The organism is Cupriavidus sp. GW823-FHT06D04 (genome assembly GCF_058795055.1).
The window spans coordinates 123,431-138,157 of sequence record NZ_JBXAHL010000006.1 but is presented as its reverse complement, the minus strand read 5'-3'; the positions used below and the strand labels follow the sequence as shown (position 1 = coordinate 138,157).

General features: G+C 67.5%; 14 protein-coding genes. 10 read left to right on the top strand and 4 right to left on the bottom strand.

Annotation, left to right across the window (positions count from 1 at the left end; translation table 11 throughout):
- Positions 1 to 22: 22 nt before the first annotated feature.
- From AC1Q7H_RS11400 to AC1Q7H_RS11390, 3 genes are read right to left on the bottom strand one after another with little or no spacing between them, the layout of a single operon-like run.
- Positions 23 to 184, bottom strand: coding sequence for a DUF2474 domain-containing protein (locus tag AC1Q7H_RS11400; RefSeq protein WP_211981264.1), 162 nt, complete (start codon positions 182 to 184; stop codon positions 23 to 25).
- Positions 184 to 1,191, bottom strand: coding sequence for a cytochrome d ubiquinol oxidase subunit II (gene cydB, locus AC1Q7H_RS11395; protein WP_035816234.1), 1,008 nt, complete (start codon positions 1,189 to 1,191; stop codon positions 184 to 186). Before cydB ends, AC1Q7H_RS11400 begins: the two co-directional genes overlap by 1 nt.
- 4 nt (positions 1,192 to 1,195) lie before the next feature.
- Positions 1,196 to 2,629: a cytochrome ubiquinol oxidase subunit I gene (locus AC1Q7H_RS11390; protein WP_211981265.1), complete on the bottom strand. Its 1,434-nt coding sequence runs from the start codon at positions 2,627 to 2,629 to the stop codon at positions 1,196 to 1,198.
- Positions 2,630 to 3,053: 424 nt separating this feature from the next.
- Between AC1Q7H_RS11390 and AC1Q7H_RS11385 the strand changes: the two genes are divergently transcribed.
- Positions 3,054 to 3,809: a sulfite exporter TauE/SafE family protein gene (locus AC1Q7H_RS11385; protein WP_211981266.1), complete on the top strand. Its 756-nt coding sequence runs from the start codon at positions 3,054 to 3,056 to the stop codon at positions 3,807 to 3,809.
- Here the strand turns inward: AC1Q7H_RS11385 and AC1Q7H_RS11380 are convergent.
- The gene (locus AC1Q7H_RS11380; protein ID WP_211981267.1) at positions 3,806 to 4,747 is read right to left on the bottom strand and encodes a LysR substrate-binding domain-containing protein; all 942 of its coding nucleotides are present in this window, start codon (positions 4,745 to 4,747) and stop codon (positions 3,806 to 3,808) included. The genes AC1Q7H_RS11385 and AC1Q7H_RS11380 overlap by 4 nt on opposite strands.
- Positions 4,748 to 4,891: 144 nt before the next feature.
- On the opposite strand from AC1Q7H_RS11380, the gene AC1Q7H_RS11375 reads away from it, so the two are divergent.
- The 9 genes from AC1Q7H_RS11375 (at position 4,892) to AC1Q7H_RS11335 (ending at position 14,700) form a co-directional block, all read left to right on the top strand.
- Entirely contained in the window at positions 4,892 to 5,908 is a 1,017-nt protein-coding gene (locus AC1Q7H_RS11375; RefSeq protein ID WP_153953906.1) for a tripartite tricarboxylate transporter substrate binding protein, read from the top strand.
- A 23-nt stretch (positions 5,909 to 5,931) separates the two neighbouring features.
- A complete protein-coding gene (locus tag AC1Q7H_RS11370; RefSeq protein ID WP_013952811.1) occupies positions 5,932 to 7,455 on the top strand; it encodes a UxaA family hydrolase in 1,524 nt (507 codons plus the stop codon).
- A gap of 33 nt (positions 7,456 to 7,488) precedes the next feature.
- Positions 7,489 to 8,961, top strand: a complete 1,473-nt coding sequence (locus AC1Q7H_RS11365) for an NAD-dependent succinate-semialdehyde dehydrogenase (protein ID WP_013952812.1) — start codon at positions 7,489 to 7,491, stop codon at positions 8,959 to 8,961.
- Positions 8,962 to 8,998: 37 nt separating this feature from the next.
- The gene (gene hpaI, locus AC1Q7H_RS11360; RefSeq protein ID WP_013952813.1) at positions 8,999 to 9,808 is read left to right on the top strand and encodes a 4-hydroxy-2-oxoheptanedioate aldolase; all 810 of its coding nucleotides are present in this window, start codon (positions 8,999 to 9,001) and stop codon (positions 9,806 to 9,808) included.
- A gap of 25 nt (positions 9,809 to 9,833) precedes the next feature.
- Complete coding sequence (locus tag AC1Q7H_RS11355) at positions 9,834 to 11,279, top strand: FAD-binding oxidoreductase (RefSeq protein ID WP_013952814.1); 1,446 nt, start codon at positions 9,834 to 9,836, stop codon at positions 11,277 to 11,279.
- A 156-nt stretch (positions 11,280 to 11,435) separates the two neighbouring features.
- On the top strand, positions 11,436 to 12,524 hold the full coding sequence (locus AC1Q7H_RS11350; protein ID WP_013952815.1) for an MBL fold metallo-hydrolase: 1,089 nt from the start codon (positions 11,436 to 11,438) through the stop codon (positions 12,522 to 12,524).
- A gap of 91 nt (positions 12,525 to 12,615) precedes the next feature.
- A complete protein-coding gene (locus tag AC1Q7H_RS11345) occupies positions 12,616 to 13,323 on the top strand; it encodes a PadR family transcriptional regulator (protein WP_013952816.1) in 708 nt (235 codons plus the stop codon).
- A 78-nt stretch (positions 13,324 to 13,401) separates the two neighbouring features.
- Positions 13,402 to 14,229 (top strand): siderophore-interacting protein, encoded by an 828-nt coding sequence (locus AC1Q7H_RS11340; protein ID WP_013952817.1) that lies wholly within the window; start codon positions 13,402 to 13,404, stop codon positions 14,227 to 14,229.
- A 78-nt stretch (positions 14,230 to 14,307) separates the two neighbouring features.
- Positions 14,308 to 14,700 (top strand): hypothetical protein, encoded by a 393-nt coding sequence (locus AC1Q7H_RS11335; RefSeq protein ID WP_013952818.1) that lies wholly within the window; start codon positions 14,308 to 14,310, stop codon positions 14,698 to 14,700.
- Positions 14,701 to 14,727: the final 27 nt, after the last annotated feature.

Below are 14,727 nucleotides of genomic sequence, written 5' to 3'. Positions count from 1 at the left end.
CAACTGACCGGGGCACGGGGCGTCAGCTGCGCAAGCCGACGCCCTGCATGATGATCCGCAGCACCCACGCGGCCACGCCCAGTGCCGCCACGCTGGCGGCCCAGATCAGCACCAGCCAGCCGATGCGGCGCAGCCAGGTGCCGCTGCCCGTCCCTGTCCTCGGGCGCTGTGTATCCATATCCATCAGTGGTAGCCCTCGCCGTGGCGCACCTTGCCGCGGAACACGTAGTAGGCCCACACCGTGTACATCAGGATGAAGGGAATGATGAACAGCGCCCCCACCAGCGCAAAGCCCTGGCTTTGCGGCGGTGCGGCGGCATCCCAGATCGAGATGCCCGGCGGGATGATATTGGGCCAGACACTGATCGCCAGCCCGCTGTAGCCCAGGAACACCAGCCCCAGCGCATACATGAACGGCGAGATATCCGGCTCGTGCCGCAGCGCGCGCATGAGCATGAACATGCACAGCGCCACCAGGATCGGCACCGGCGAGAACCAGAACAGGTTGGGCAGGCTGAACCAGCGCTCGGCAATCTCGGGATGCGTCAGCGGCGTCCACAGGCTGATCACGGCGATCACCGCCAGCAGCAGCCACGCCAGCGTGCCGGTCAGCTTGATCATGCGCTGCTGCAGCTCGCCCTCTGTCTTCATGATCAGCCAGGTGCTGCCGAGCACCGTGTAGGCCACCATAAGCCCCACGCCGCAGAACAGCGGGAAGGGCGTGAGCCAGTCCAGCGGGCCGCCGGCAAAGCGGTGGCCCTCCAGCTTGATGCCGTCGATATAGGCGCCCAGCGCCACGCCCTGGAAGAAACTGGCCGTGGCCGAGCCCAGGATAAAGGCGGCATCCCACACCGGGCGCTCGCGGTCGTTGGCCTTGAAGCGGAACTCGAACGCCACGCCGCGGAAAATCAGGCCCAGCAACATCAGCATCAGCGGCAGGTAGAGCGCGCTCAGCACCACCGAATACGCCAGCGGGAACGCCGCCAGCAGCCCGGCGCCGCCGAGCACCAGCCAGGTCTCGTTGCCGTCCCAGACCGGCGCCACCGTGTTCATCATGACATCGCGGTCATGCCGGTCCGGCACGAACGGGTAAAGCATGCCGATGCCCAGGTCGAAGCCGTCCATCACCACGTACATCATCACGCCGAAGAAGATGATGACGATCCAGAGAAGCGAGAGGTCGATGCCCATGGTGTCAGCTCCGGGTGCGTGCAGTGGTGGCGGGGGCGAGCGCTTCGTCGTCATCCACCGCTGACAATGGCCGTGCCGGCGTATGCCCGCGTCCGGGGCCGCCTTCCGGCTTGGCTTCTTCCAGCGCCGGACCCTTGCGCACCAGCCGCATCATGTAGGCGATGCCCACGCCGAACACGAAGAAGTACGCCACCACGAAGATCGCCAGCGTCGCCGCCAGCTCGGGCACGCCGTGCGGCGACACCGCGTCGGCGGTGCGCTGCAGCCCGTAGACCACCCACGGCTGACGCCCGACTTCGGTGGTGAACCAGCCGGCCAGGATGGCGATCAGGCCGGTGGGCCCCATCCACAGCGCCATATGCAGGAAGCCGCGCGAGCGGTATATGCGCTCGCCCCGGCGCAGCAGCAGGCTCCACACGCCCAGCAGGATCATCAGCAGCCCCAGCCCCACCATCACGCGGAACGACCAGAACAGGATGGTGGAATTGGGCCGGTCCTGCGGCGCGAACTCCTTCAGGCCCTTGATCTGCCCGTCCCAGGTATGGGTCAGGATCAGGCTGCCCAGGCGCGGCACCTCGACCGCGAAGCGTGTCTCTTCGCGCGCCATGTCGGGCCAGCCGAACAGCAGCAGCGGCAGGCCTTCATTGCCCTTGTTCTCCCAGTGGCCTTCCAGCGCGGCGATCTTGGCGGGCTGGTGCTTGAGCGTGTTCAGGCCGTGCATGTCGCCGATCACGGCCTGGATCGGCGCGACGATCAGCAGCATCCACATCGCCATCGACAGCATCTTGCGGATGGCGGGGTTGTCGCGCCCGCGCAGCAGGTGCCAGGCGGCGGACGCGCCGACGAACAGCGCCGTGGCCAGGAACGCCGCCACGCTCATATGCACCAGTCGGTAGGGGAACGACGGGTTGAAGATGACTTCGAACCAGTTGGTCGGCACCACGCGGCCGTTGATGATCTCGAAGCCCGCCGGCGTCTGCATCCAGCTGTTGGATGCCAGGATCCAGGTGGCGGAGATCAGCGTGCCGAGCGCCACCATCACCGTGGCAAAGAAATGCAGCCCCGGCCCGACGCGGTTCCAGCCGAACAGCATCACGCCCAGGAAGCCTGCTTCCAGGAAGAAGGCGGTCAGCACCTCATAGGTCAGCAATGGCCCGGTGATGCTACCCGCGAACTCCGAGAAGAAGCTCCAGTTGGTGCCGAACTGGTAGGCCATCACCAGCCCGGACACCACCCCCATGCCGAAATTGACGGCAAAGATCTTGGACCAGAAGTGGTAGAGGTCGCGGTAATGCGTGCGCTGCGTGCGCAGCCAGCAGCCTTCCAGCACCGCCAGGTAGGCGGCCAGGCCGATGGTGATCGCCGGGAAAATGATGTGGAAGGAAATCGTGAACGCAAACTGCGTGCGGGCGAGGTCTAGCGCGGTCAAACCAAACATGTTGTTCTCCGTGGCGCTGGCCTGGCGCACGCCTGTGACGGGCGCGGCACTGCCGTCTGGCAGGCCGGGGCCGGTCGGCAGGGCGCGCCGGGGCGCGGGCCGTAGGCGCGTGCGGTAAAGCGTAGTGTACGCCGCGCGCGCAGCAAAGGGCACCGTTGCTGCCGGTGTCGTACGGGTGACATATCGCCGCACCCGGTGCCGCCGGCGCCGCTACACGCGGCCCGGTGCCCTTATTGATGGCGACCATGCTAACGGAGCCGGGATGAACAGAACAGCATCACCTCATTGAAAAAATACCGTATCAGTTTTGCGCGGCGCAGCAGAGGCAGCGGCTGACAAGCAGGGCAAAGAAGTGCATAGTCATGCGCTTCCTAGAAGCCTTTGAACCTCGCGTCCGCCACTGCCTGACGCGGCCCCGCCTGCCATGGATTCCACCTTGCTGATCGTGATCGCCGGCGCCGCCGTGGCCGGCTTTGTCCAGGGGCTGTCGGGCTTTGCCTTCGGCATGGTGGCGATGTCGTTCTGGGCCTGGGCGATCGAGCCGCGTCTGGCCTCGGCCATGACCGTGTTCGGCGCGCTTACCGGCCAGCTGCTGGCGGCGGCGTCGGTGCGTCGCGGGCTGTCGTGGCGGCGGCTGTGGCCGTTCGTGGCCGGTGGCGTGGCCGGCATCCCCCTGGGCGTGGCGATCCTGCCGATGCTGGACGCGCAGTGGTTCAAGGTCGTGCTGGGCGGCTTCCTGACCCTGTGGTGCCCGGTGATGCTAATGGTGCGCAAGCTGCCACATATCGGAGTGGGCGGGCGCGTGGCCGATGGCGTTGCCGGTGCGGCCGGCGGCATGATGGGCGGCATCGGTGGTTTCACTGGCGTGATCCCGACACTGTGGTGCACGCTGCGCGGCTTCGACAAGGACGAGCAGCGCGCGGTGATCCAGAACTTCAACCTCGCCACGCTGGCCATGACCATGGCCGCCTATGTGGGCAAGGGCATCGTCACGCGCGAGATGCTGCCGATGTTCCTGGTGGTGGCGCCCGCGATGCTGGTCCCCACGCTGCTGGGCACGCGGCTTTACCTGGGCATCAGCGAGGCCACCTTCCGCAAGGTCGTGCTGACGCTGCTGACTGTATCCGGCGTAGCGCTGCTGGCCACCTCGGTGCCCGTGTTGATGGCGCGTGCGGGCTAGACGGTCCTGATCTGCGCCGCAGCCTCGCGCAGGCATTCGACCAGCTGGTCGGTGCCGAGCGACGGCGCCCGTTCGCGCAGCGTGATGATGCCGACCGGGGGCAGGTCGACCGGCACGGCCATCTTCAGCACGTGCAACTGCCCTTCCTCCTGCAACGACAGCGCCACCGACTCAGCCATGAAGCCGGCTGCGCCGCGCTGGCCGACAAAGGTCGCCTGCGCCAGGTAGGACGAGGTCTCGATGACATCCTGCGGCGGGTGCAGGCCGTGGCGATAGAAGGCCTGCTCGATCTTCACGCGCAGCGAGGCCCACGGCGGTGGCAGCACGCAGGGCATCGCCGCCAGGTCGGCCCAACTGGGGCGGGCCTTGCGCGCCAGCTTGTGGCCGCGCCGGACAACCACCACCATCGGTTCTTCATAGAGAGCTTCGGTCAACAGGTCCGGCGCCGCATAACCCGGCTCCAGCCGGCCCACGATCAGGTCCAGCTCGCGCAGGCGCAGCTTGGGCAAGAGGTGGGTCAGGTCGCCTTCCTCCACCAGCACGGTAGCGCGCGCGTGGCGGTCCTTGAGCATGCCCACGGACTGCGCCAGCAGCACCGGCAGCGCCGCCCCCATCGAGCCCACGCGGATGCGGCCGGAAGCGCCGCTCTGCACCGCGGCGATCTCGTCGCGGGTCTGCTCGTACTGGGCCAGCACCGAGCGCGCAAAGCGCACCAGCGATTCCCCGGCGGGGGTGGGCTCGGTGCCGCGGGTGGAGCGCGTGAACAGCGACAGACCCAGCATCCTTTCGACTTCGGTCAGCACCTTGGACACCGCCGGCTGGCTTACGGACAGGAACTCCGCGGTGCGGCCGAGGTGGCGGAACTCATCCAGCGCCACCAGCAATTGCAGGTGGCGCAGCTTGATATTGGAGCGCAGCGCGCGATCGATCTGGACCATGCCCGCCAGTCTATCTAACCTTAAGGTTATGAAGCAATGCCATTTTTTGATTGGATTGTTATGTTGAGGCGCGACAGAATGCGGGCATGACGAGACTGGCTGCGCCGGTCCCGCCGATAATGAAAACATCGGAGACACCCGCAAATGACTCAAGGCTTCACCATCGATTCCAAGCGCCGCCGCCTGCTCATCGGAGCCGCAGCGGGTGCTGCCGCGGGCGCCGCCGGCGTGCTGCTGCCTGCTGCACGGGCGCTGGCCGCCGAGTATCCCGAGCGTCCCATCACCTTTATCTGTCCCTGGCCGGTGGGCGGCACCGCTGACCAGTCGATGCGCGCGCTGTGCCAGGTGGCCGGCGGCATTCTCAAGCAGTCGATCGTGGTCGAGAACCGCGCCGGCGCCTCCGGCATGATCGGCACCAAGGCCCTGGCGCGCGCCAATCCGGATGGCTACACCATCGGCCAGATCCCGATCTCGGTGACGCGTTTCGCGCAGCTCGGCATGCTGCAGCTGGATCCGCGCAGCGAGCTGACCTACCTGGCGCGCACCTCGGGCCAGACCTTCGGCATCGCCGTGCCGGCCAATTCGCGCTACAAGACGCTGCAGGACGTGGTGGCCGCCGCCAAGGCCAGCCCCGGCAAGATCACCTATGCGCACGCCGGCATCGGCGGCGCCACCCACGTCGGCATGGAGCAGTTCGCGCTGGCCGCGGGCATCCAGTTCAATGCGATCGCCTACAAGGGCGGTGCCGCCGCGCTGCAGGACGTGCTGGCCGGGCAGGTGGACCTGCTGGCCGATTCCAGCTCGTGGGCGCCGCACGTGGAAGCCGGCAAGCTGCGCCTGCTGGCCACCTGGGGCGAACAGCGCGCGACCCGCTTCAAGGACACGCCGACGCTCAAGGAGCTGGGCTACAACGTGGTGGTGGAAGCGCCCAACGGCATCGGCGCCCCGAAGGGCCTGCCGCCCGCCGTGGAAAAGAAGCTGCGCGACGTCTTCCGCGCCGCGGTGGCCAGCAACGAGTTCAAGCAGGTGGCGGCGCGCCTGGATGCGCCCGTGATGTACCTGGACGGTCCTGACTACAAGAAGTACGTGGCCAGCGTCTATGACCAGGAAACCCAGCTGATCCAGCGCCTCAAGCTCAAAGAACTGCTGCAGCAAGGCTGATTGCCGTCAAAGGCCAAGTCCAAGTGAATCCCAATCCGGTCATCCGCCTGCACGCCAACGACAACGTGCTGGTCGCCCGCAGCGACCTCAGCCTTGGCCAGCAGCTGGCCGACCCCGCCGTGCGCGTGCGCGCACAGGTGCCGGCCGGCCACAAGATCGCTGCCTGCGCCATCGCGGCCGGCACGCCGGTGCGCAAGTTCGATACCGTCATCGGCGTGGCCGCGCGCGATATCGCCCAGGGCGACCACGTGCATTCGCACAACCTGACCCTGGTCGATTTCTACCGCGACCCGGCGTTCTGCCAGGACGTGCGGCCGGTGGACTATGTGCCCGAGGCCCGGCGCGCCACCTTCAACGGCTTTGTGCGACCGGACGGGCGCGTGGGCACGCGCAATTTCATCGGCATCCTGTCGTCGGTCAATTGCTCGTCCACCGTGATCCGCCAGATTGCCGCGCATTTCACAGCGGAGCGGCTGGCAGCGTATCCGAATGTCGATGGCGTGGTCGCCTTCGCGCAGACCAGCGGCTGTGGCATGTCGTCGCCGAGCGAGCACTTCGACGTGTTGCGCCGCACGCTGGCCGGCTACGCGCGCCATCCCAACCTGGCCGGCGTGCTGATCGTCGGCCTGGGCTGCGAGCGCAACCAGGTGGCCTCACTGGTGGAATCGCAGGGGCTGGAGCCTGGCCCCGCGGTGCACACGCTGGTGATGCAGGATGCCGGCGGCACGCGTGCCACCATTGCCGCAGGCATTCGCGCGATCGAATCGATGCTGCCCGCGGCCAATGCCGCGGTCCGCCAGCCGGTATCGGCCAGCCATCTGAAGATCGGGCTGGAATGCGGAGGCTCGGACGGCTTTTCCGGTATCAGCGCCAACCCGGCGCTGGGCGCGGCGATGGATATCCTGGTGCGCCATGGCGGCACCGCCATCCTGTCCGAGACCCCGGAAATCCATGGCGTTGAGTTCATGCTGACGCGCCGCGCGGTAACCCCCGAGGTCGGCCAGAAGCTGCTGGACCGCCTGGCCTGGTGGGAGCGCTACACCGCCGGCCACAACGCCCAGTTCAACGGCGTGGTCGGCCACGGCAACCAGCAGGGCGGCCTGGCCAATATCTTCGAGAAATCGCTGGGCTCGGCCATGAAGGGCGGCACCACGCCGCTGCAGGCGGTGTACGAATACGCCGAGCCGATCGACCAGGCCGGCTTTGTGTTCATGGACTCGCCCGGCTATGACCCGGTGGCCGTCACCGGCCAGATCGCCAGCGGCGCCAACCTGATCTGCTTTACCACGGGCCGCGGTTCGATGTTCGGCTCCAAGCCCGCGCCGACGATCAAGCTCGCATCCAACTCGGCGATGTATAACCGCCTGGAGGAAGACATGGACATCAACTGCGGGCTGGTGCTCGACGGCGAGCTGACCGTGCCGCAGATGGGCCAGCGGATTTTCGAACATATCCTGCGCGCGGCCTCTGGCGAGCCGACTAAGAGCGAGGCACTGGGCCTGGGCGACAACGAGTTCGTGCCCTGGCACCTCGGCATCGTCAGCTGAGCGGCCTCCTGCAAATCTCTCTCCCACACACTTATGCTGACGCTTTCCGAGCAAGCGCTGCTGCGCAGCCAGAACCTGATTGACGACCGGTGGTGCGATGCCGGCCTTGGCGCCCGCCTGCCGGTCGCCGACCCGGCCACCGGTGAGACCTTTGCCAACGTGCCAGACAGCGATGCCGGCGATGCCCGCCTTGCCGTCGATGCCGCTGCCGCCGCCTTCCCGGCGTGGAGCCGCCGGCCCGCGCGCGAACGCGCCCAGTTGCTCAAGCGCTGGCATGCGCTGATCCTCGCGCACCAGGAAGACCTGGCGCGCATCATCTCGACGGAGCAGGGCAAGCCCCTGAAAGAGGCACGCGGCGAGGTGCAGTACGGCGCGTCGTATGTCGAGTGGTTTGCCGAAGAGGCCACCCGCATCTGCGGCGATATCGTCGCCGAAGCCGTGCCGGGCCGCAAACTGCTGGTGCTGAAGGAACCGGTGGGCGTGGTCGCGGCGATCACGCCGTGGAACTTCCCGCTGGCGATGATTGCCCGCAAGATCGCCCCGGCGCTGGCCGCCGGCTGCACGGTGGTGGCCAAGCCCGCCGAGGACACGCCGCTGACCGCGCTGGCGCTGGTATGGCTGGCGCAGCAGGCCGGCATGCCCGCGGGCGTGCTCAACATCGTCACCGCATCGCGCGAGCACACGCCGGGCGTGGTCGACGCCTGGCTGGCCGACAGCCGCGTGCGCAAGATCACCTTTACCGGCTCCACGCCCGTGGGCAAGCACCTCGCGCGCGAATCGGCGGCCACGCTGAAGAAGCTGTCGCTGGAGCTGGGCGGCAATGCGCCCTTCATCGTCTTTGAGGACGCCGATCTCGATGCCGCGATCGATGGCCTGATGGCGTCCAAGTTCCGCAACGGTGGCCAGACCTGCGTGTGCCCGAACCGCGTCTATGTGCACGACGCCGTGCACGACGCCTTTGTCGAGCGCCTGGCACAGCGCGTTGGCGCGCTGCATGTCGGTCCGGCCACGGAAGAGGCCGCGCAGATCGGTCCCATGATCAATGCCCGCGCCGTCGACAAGATCGCACGCCATGTGGAAGACGCCGTCGCCCGGGGCGCGCGCGTGGTCACCGGCGGCAAGCGCGTGCGCACCGCCGATGGCCCGCACTACTACGCACCAACGGTGCTGGCCGATGCGACCCCCGCGATGGAGCTGTCGTGCGAAGAGACCTTCGGCCCGGTCGCGCCAATCTTCCGCTTCCGCGATGAAGCCGAGGTGATCCTCGACGCCAACGACACCCCGTTCGGCCTCGCCGCGTACTTCTACTCCAACGACATCCGCCGCATCTGGCGCGTGGCGCAGGCGCTGGAAACCGGCATGGTCGGCATCAACGAGGGCGCGATCGCGGCCGAGGCGGCGCCGTTTGGCGGCGTCAAGGAATCCGGCTACGGGCGCGAGGGCTCGCGCCACGGGCTGGACGACTATATGCATACCAAGTACCTTTGCCAGGGCCAGCTCGGCTGAAGCGCCGGGCCCAGCGATCATCGAACCGGAACACACCATGCCCGCAAACAATCCCTTCAAGACCGCGCTGGCCGCCCGCCAGGCGCAGATCGGCCTGTGGCTGTCGATGGCAACGCCGTACCTGGCCGAAGTGTCGGCCACCGCAGGCTTTGACTGGCTGCTGATCGACGGCGAACACGCCCCCAACGACCTGCGCTCGACACTGCACGCGCTGCAGGCCGTGGCACCATACCCGGTCCAGCCCGTGGTGCGTGCCGTCGCCGGCGAAGTGCCGCTGATCAAGCAGTTGCTCGACATCGGCGCGCGCAGCCTGCTGGTGCCGATGGTGGATACGGCAGAACAGGCCCGCATGGTGGTCAGCGCCACGCGCTACCCGCCACAAGGCATCCGCGGCGTGGGCAGCGCGATTGCGCGCGCCTCGCAGTGGAGCGCCCGCACCGACTACCTCGATGTGGCCGACGATGAAGTCTGCCTGCTGGTGCAGGCCGAAACCGTCACCGCATTGCAGAACCTGGAAGCAATCTGTGCGGTGGATGGCATCGACGGCGTCTTTATCGGCCCGGCCGACCTGGCTGCGTCGATGGGCCACCGCGGCCGCCCCGGACACCCGGAGGTGCAGGCCGCCATCGAAGGCGCGATGCGTACCATCATCGCCAGCGGCAAGGCCGCCGGCACGCTAACGTCGGACCCGGCACTGGCACGCCGCTACTTCGACCTGGGCTGCACCTTCGTGGCCACGGGCGTGGACGTGATGTTGTACGCCAACGCCGCGCGCAAGCTTGCCGCATCGTTCCGTGCGCAGCCCGCGGACGCTCCCGCTGCAGACAAGCCCTCCGCCGCGTACTGACCTGTATTTCCTAGGCCTTACACACATGCCAGCTGACCTCCCGACCCCAGACACCACCTTGCGCGCGATGCATGCCATCGTCGGCGCCAACGCCTGCCGCAGCGGCGACGCCGACACGCAGGCCTATGTGACCGACTACCGCGGCATCTACCGCGGCCAGGCCCAGGTAGTGGTGCTGCCGTCATCGACGGAAGAGGTCAGCCAGGTGCTGCAGTGGTGCCACGCCCAGCGCGTGCCGGTGGTGCCGCAGGGCGGCAATACCTCGCTGATGGGCGGCGCCGTACCGGACGACAGCGGCACCGCCGTGGTGGTCAACCTCAGCCGCATGAACCGGGTGCTGGACATCGACACCATCAACGACACCATGACCGTGCAGGCCGGCGTCACACTGAGCGCGGCACGCGGCGCCGCCGAGGCCCGGCAGCGCCTGTTCCCGCTGCGCATCGGCTCCGAAGGCTCGTGCCAAATCGGCGGCAACCTGTCGACCAATGCCGGCGGCACCGCGGTGCTGCGCTACGGCAATATGCGCGACCTGGTGCTCGGCATCGAAGTAGTGCTGCCCGATGGCCGCATCTACTCGTCGCTGCGTGGCCTGCGCAAGGACAACACCGGCTACGACCTCAAGCACCTGTTCGTCGGCGCGGAAGGCACGCTGGGCATCATCACCGGCGCCGTGCTCAAGCTGATGCCGCAGCCGCGCAGCAGCGCCGTGGCCTTTGTCGCCGTGCAGGACCCCGCCGCGGCCGTGGCCTTGCTGGGCGAAGCCAAGCGCCTGTCCGGCCAGGCCGTGACCGCGTTCGAGCTGATCTCGCGGCCCGCGCTGGAACTGGTGCTTGAGTATCTTGGTAACGTGGCTTCCCCGCTGCAGGACAAGCACGACTGGATGGTGCTGATCGAGCTCACCTCCGGCACCGATGCGGAAAGCCTGAACGCTACGCTGATGGAAATCCTCGAATCCGGCTTCAGCCAGGGCCTGGTGCAGGACGCCGCCGTGGCCGCCAGCCTGTCCGATGCCCAGACCTTCTGGCGCATCCGCGAAGAGATCTCCGACGCCCAGACCCGCACCGGCGGCAGCATCAAGTGCGATGTCTCGGTGCCGCTGTCGCGCATCGCCGCGTTTGTCGAGGAAGCCTCGGTCAAGGTGCTGGAACTGGTGCCGGACGCGCGCATGGTGATCTACGGCCATATGGGCGACGGCAATGTGCACTTCAACCCGCTGCGGCCCAGGGATCAGCCAGGCAAAGCGTTCCTGGCTCAGTGGTATGAGCGGGTCTCGGCGCTGGTCGACGGCATGGCCCACGCGGAAAACGGCTCGATCTCGGCCGAGCATGGCATCGGCGTGGCCAAGCGCGATGACCTGACGCGCTACAAGTCCCAGGTGGAGCTGGAGCTGATGTGGCAGGTGAAGCAGGCGCTTGATCCGTTGAACCTGCTTAATCCGGGCAAGGTGCTGCCGGCGCCGGCCCGATAGCTCACGGCTATTCCACACCACGGAACGCGGGCAGGGCGCGCGTAGCATGAATCGCCCATCTGGGCTAAGGTATCTGCTATCCAGAACGCGCGGAGCCGGGGCATTGCCGCACCGGCCACTGCGCACAGCACGGCCGGCCCACCGGCCCAGATACCGATGAGCGCCCATTCTCCCGACATCGCCCTCGCAGCTGCCCCCATCTCCCTCGAAAAGCCCGAACTCGACTACCCCTGCGGTGACGCCCCCGAACCCGGCCGCGCCTGCGAGGTAGCGCCCGGTGTACTGTGGCTGCGCATGCCGATGCCGCTGGGCCTGAACCACATCAACCTGTGGGCCATCCGCGACGGCAATGGCTGGGCCGCCGTCGACGCCGGGCTGCAGACGCCGGAAACCGCCCAGGCCTGGCGCGCGCTGTTCGCCGAAAGCGGGCCGCTCGCCGGCGGCCTGACGCGCCTGTTCGTGACCCATATGCACCCCGACCACATCGGCATGGCCGGGTGGCTGACCGGCAAGTTCGATTGCCAGCTGTGGATGACGCGGCTGGAATACCTGATGTGCCGCGTGCTGGCAGCGGATACGGGACGAGCGGCGCCGGATGACGCGACCGATTTCTATCGCAAGGCCGGCTGGGACGACGAAGCGATCGAGGTGTACCGCACCCGCTTCGGCGGCTTCGGCAAATATGTCCACGCCTTGCCCGAGAGCTTCCACCGGCTGTCCGATGGCGACACCGTGCGCATCGGCGCGCACGACTGGCAGGTCATCGTCGGCACCGGCCACTCGCCCGAACATGCCTGCCTGTACTGCCCGGCGTTGAAGCTGCTGGTGTCCGGCGACCAGGTGCTGCCGCGCATTTCTTCCAATGTCTCGGTGTTCCCGACCGAGCCCGATGCCGATCCGATGCAGGACTGGCTGGCCTCGCTCGACAAGGTACGCGCCGCCGTGCCGGACGATGTGCTGGTGCTGCCGGCGCATAACGAGCCGTTCCGTGGGCTGCATGCGCGCATCGATTATTTGCGGGCGAGCCAGATGCAGGCGCTGGACCGGTTGCGTGGGGCGTTGGGGACGCCGAAGCGGGCGGTGGATGTGTTTGGTGAGTTGTTCTCGCGCCCCATCACCGGAAGCGGCGGGCTGCTGGGGATGGCTACCGGCGAAAGCATTGCGCACCTGAACTACCTGCTGGAGCGGGGCGAGGCGGTGCGCGAGACCGGTTCCGATGGCTGCCACTGGTACCGCATGAGGTAATCCCGGGGCGGCGGGAACTGCCGCGTCGCCTTGACTTCCGATCGTACGATATATATCGTAAGATATGTTTTACGACATATCGGAGGTAATCATGCGCCATCATTCCCACCCTTTGGGCTTCTCAGGCCGCGGCCGTCACCTGTTGATGCGCCTTGTGCCGCACTTTGAGCGCCACTTCGCCCACCACGCCATGGGCCGCCACGGCGGCGGCTTCTGGGGCGGCGGCCATGACGACGGCTTCGGCCCGGGCGGCGCCGATGGTCCCGGCAGCTTCGACGGCGAAGGCTGGCGCCGGGGCCGCAAGTTCAGCGCCGATGACCTGCAGTTGCTGCTGCTCGCCATGCTCGAAGAGAAGCCGAGCCACGGCTACGAACTGATCAAGGCGATCGAGACCCGTACCAACGGTTTCTACAAGCCGAGTCCCGGCGTGGTCTACCCGGCCCTGACTTACCTAGAGGAAGTCGGCTACGCCACCGTCGATACGGAAGGCAACAAGAAGCGCTACCAGCTGTCCGAGCCCGGCAAGGCCCACCTGGCGGCCAACCGCGAGCGGGTCGAGGTGATGATTGCCAAGCTGCGCCACGTGGCGCGCAAGGTGGAGTGGATGCGGCGCGCCATGAGCGGCGAGCCGCAGGCTGAGCCGGAGCAGGGCGGCTGGCTGCCCGAGCTGATGCAGGCCCGTGCCGCGATCAAGCGAGCCATTGCGCTGCGCAGCGATGCGGGCGCCGACGAGCAGCGCCGCATCGCAGAAATCCTGCTGCGCGCGGCGGCTGAGATCGAAGCGGTCCGCAAGGCCTGACGCGTGGCACTGACGCTGGCTGCGGCCATCGGCAACCTGACCCGGCAGGCGCCGGGTTTAATCCCAAGGATTTCCAATATGAGTGAGAACAACCAAGCCTCCGCACGCGACTTGACTGTGCAGCGCGTGCGCCATCCGCTCAAGATGCGCCTGCTGCAGGTGGTGCGCACCACGCAGGTGTCACCGCAGCTGCTGCGCGTCACGCTGGGCGGCGCTGATCTGCAGGACTTTGTCTCGGCGTCGTTCGACGACCACGTCAAGGTCTTCTTCCCGGTTGATGGCGCAGACAAGCCGGTGTTGCCGCAGGTCACCCCGGACGGCATCACCTTCCCCGAAGGCCAGCCGCGGCCGGCCGCGCGCGACTACACGCCGCGCCGCTACGACGCGGCGAAGCAGGAACTGGATATCGAGTTCGTGCTGCATGGCGATGGTCCCGCCTCGACCTGGGCTGCCCAGGCGCAGCCGGGCCAGTACCTGGGCATGGGCGGGCCGCGCGGCTCGTTCGTGGTGCCCACGGCGTTCGACTGGCACCTGCTGATCGGCGACGATACCGCGCTGCCGGCAATCGCCCGGCGCCTGGAAGAGCTCGGGGCCGATACGCGCGCCATCGTGGTGGTGGAAGTAGGCGATGCCGCGGCGCAGATTCCGCTGCCGACGTCCGCGCAATGCGATGTGCATTGGCTGAATCGTGGCGATGGGCTGGAAGGCAGCCTGCTGGAAGGGGCGCTGCGCAAGCTCACGCTGCCGCGCGGCGAGGGCTATGCGTGGGCCGCTGGTGAAGCGGCGGCGATGAAGGCCGTGCGCCAGTATCTGGTCAGCGAGCGCGGCATCGACAAGAAGCGCATCCGCGCATCGGCCTACTGGAAGCGCGGCGACGCGGCGGTGCACGAGACGCTGGACGACTGAGCCACGGCGGCGATATGGTGTACGAGGGCGCGGCGTTGCCATAAGATGGCAGGCAACGTCACCGCCGGGAGGACTGCCGTGTTGCCTGCATCCAAGCCGTTGCGCATCATCGCCGCCGCCGCGGCATCCGTTGCCATCCTGGCCGCCTGTGCGCCGGACGCCGTGCGCAATCGCCAGGCGACCGACTTCAATGCCTATCTCGATTCGCTGCGGACCGCGTGCCCGAACATGATCGTCGGGACGAACAATATCAGCGACTGGCTGCGCACCAGCGGCAGCCGCAGCGACGACGACTACGTCTACTGGCTGGACCAGACGTCGCGCCTGTACTACCAGCGCATCTCTGCGCAGCAGTACCGCGATTCGGTCAGCGCGGCGCTGGGCGGGCGCTCCGATTCTCCCGCGCTGGACTGCATCGTGCGCCATCTGCCCGCGAACCGGCCGACCGGTCTGCCGGGGGGCAGGCTCTAGGCATCTGCGCACGCCGGTTGTGCAATG

Excerpts from the sequence above, each read along its gene's own strand:
- AC1Q7H_RS11365 (WP_013952812.1), top strand. The coding sequence starts at position 7,489 with ATGCTGACGCTTTCCGAGCAAGCGCTGCTGCGCAGCCAGAACCTGATT.
- AC1Q7H_RS11345 (WP_013952816.1), top strand. The coding sequence starts at position 12,616 with ATGCGCCATCATTCCCACCCTTTGGGCTTCTCAGGCCGCGGCCGTCAC.
- hpaI (WP_013952813.1), top strand. The coding sequence starts at position 8,999 with ATGCCCGCAAACAATCCCTTCAAGACCGCGCTGGCCGCCCGCCAGGCG.
- AC1Q7H_RS11400 (WP_211981264.1), bottom strand. The coding sequence starts at position 184 with ATGGATATGGATACACAGCGCCCGAGGACAGGGACGGGCAGCGGCACC.
- AC1Q7H_RS11375 (WP_153953906.1), top strand. The coding sequence starts at position 4,892 with ATGACTCAAGGCTTCACCATCGATTCCAAGCGCCGCCGCCTGCTCATC.
- AC1Q7H_RS11380 (WP_211981267.1), bottom strand. The coding sequence starts at position 4,747 with ATGGTCCAGATCGATCGCGCGCTGCGCTCCAATATCAAGCTGCGCCAC.
- AC1Q7H_RS11350 (WP_013952815.1), top strand. The coding sequence starts at position 11,436 with ATGAGCGCCCATTCTCCCGACATCGCCCTCGCAGCTGCCCCCATCTCC.
- AC1Q7H_RS11390 (WP_211981265.1), bottom strand. The coding sequence starts at position 2,629 with ATGTTTGGTTTGACCGCGCTAGACCTCGCCCGCACGCAGTTTGCGTTC.
- AC1Q7H_RS11355 (WP_013952814.1), top strand. The coding sequence starts at position 9,834 with ATGCCAGCTGACCTCCCGACCCCAGACACCACCTTGCGCGCGATGCAT.
- cydB (WP_035816234.1), bottom strand. The coding sequence starts at position 1,191 with ATGGGCATCGACCTCTCGCTTCTCTGGATCGTCATCATCTTCTTCGGC.
- AC1Q7H_RS11385 (WP_211981266.1), top strand. The coding sequence starts at position 3,054 with ATGGATTCCACCTTGCTGATCGTGATCGCCGGCGCCGCCGTGGCCGGC.
- AC1Q7H_RS11340 (WP_013952817.1), top strand. The coding sequence starts at position 13,402 with ATGAGTGAGAACAACCAAGCCTCCGCACGCGACTTGACTGTGCAGCGC.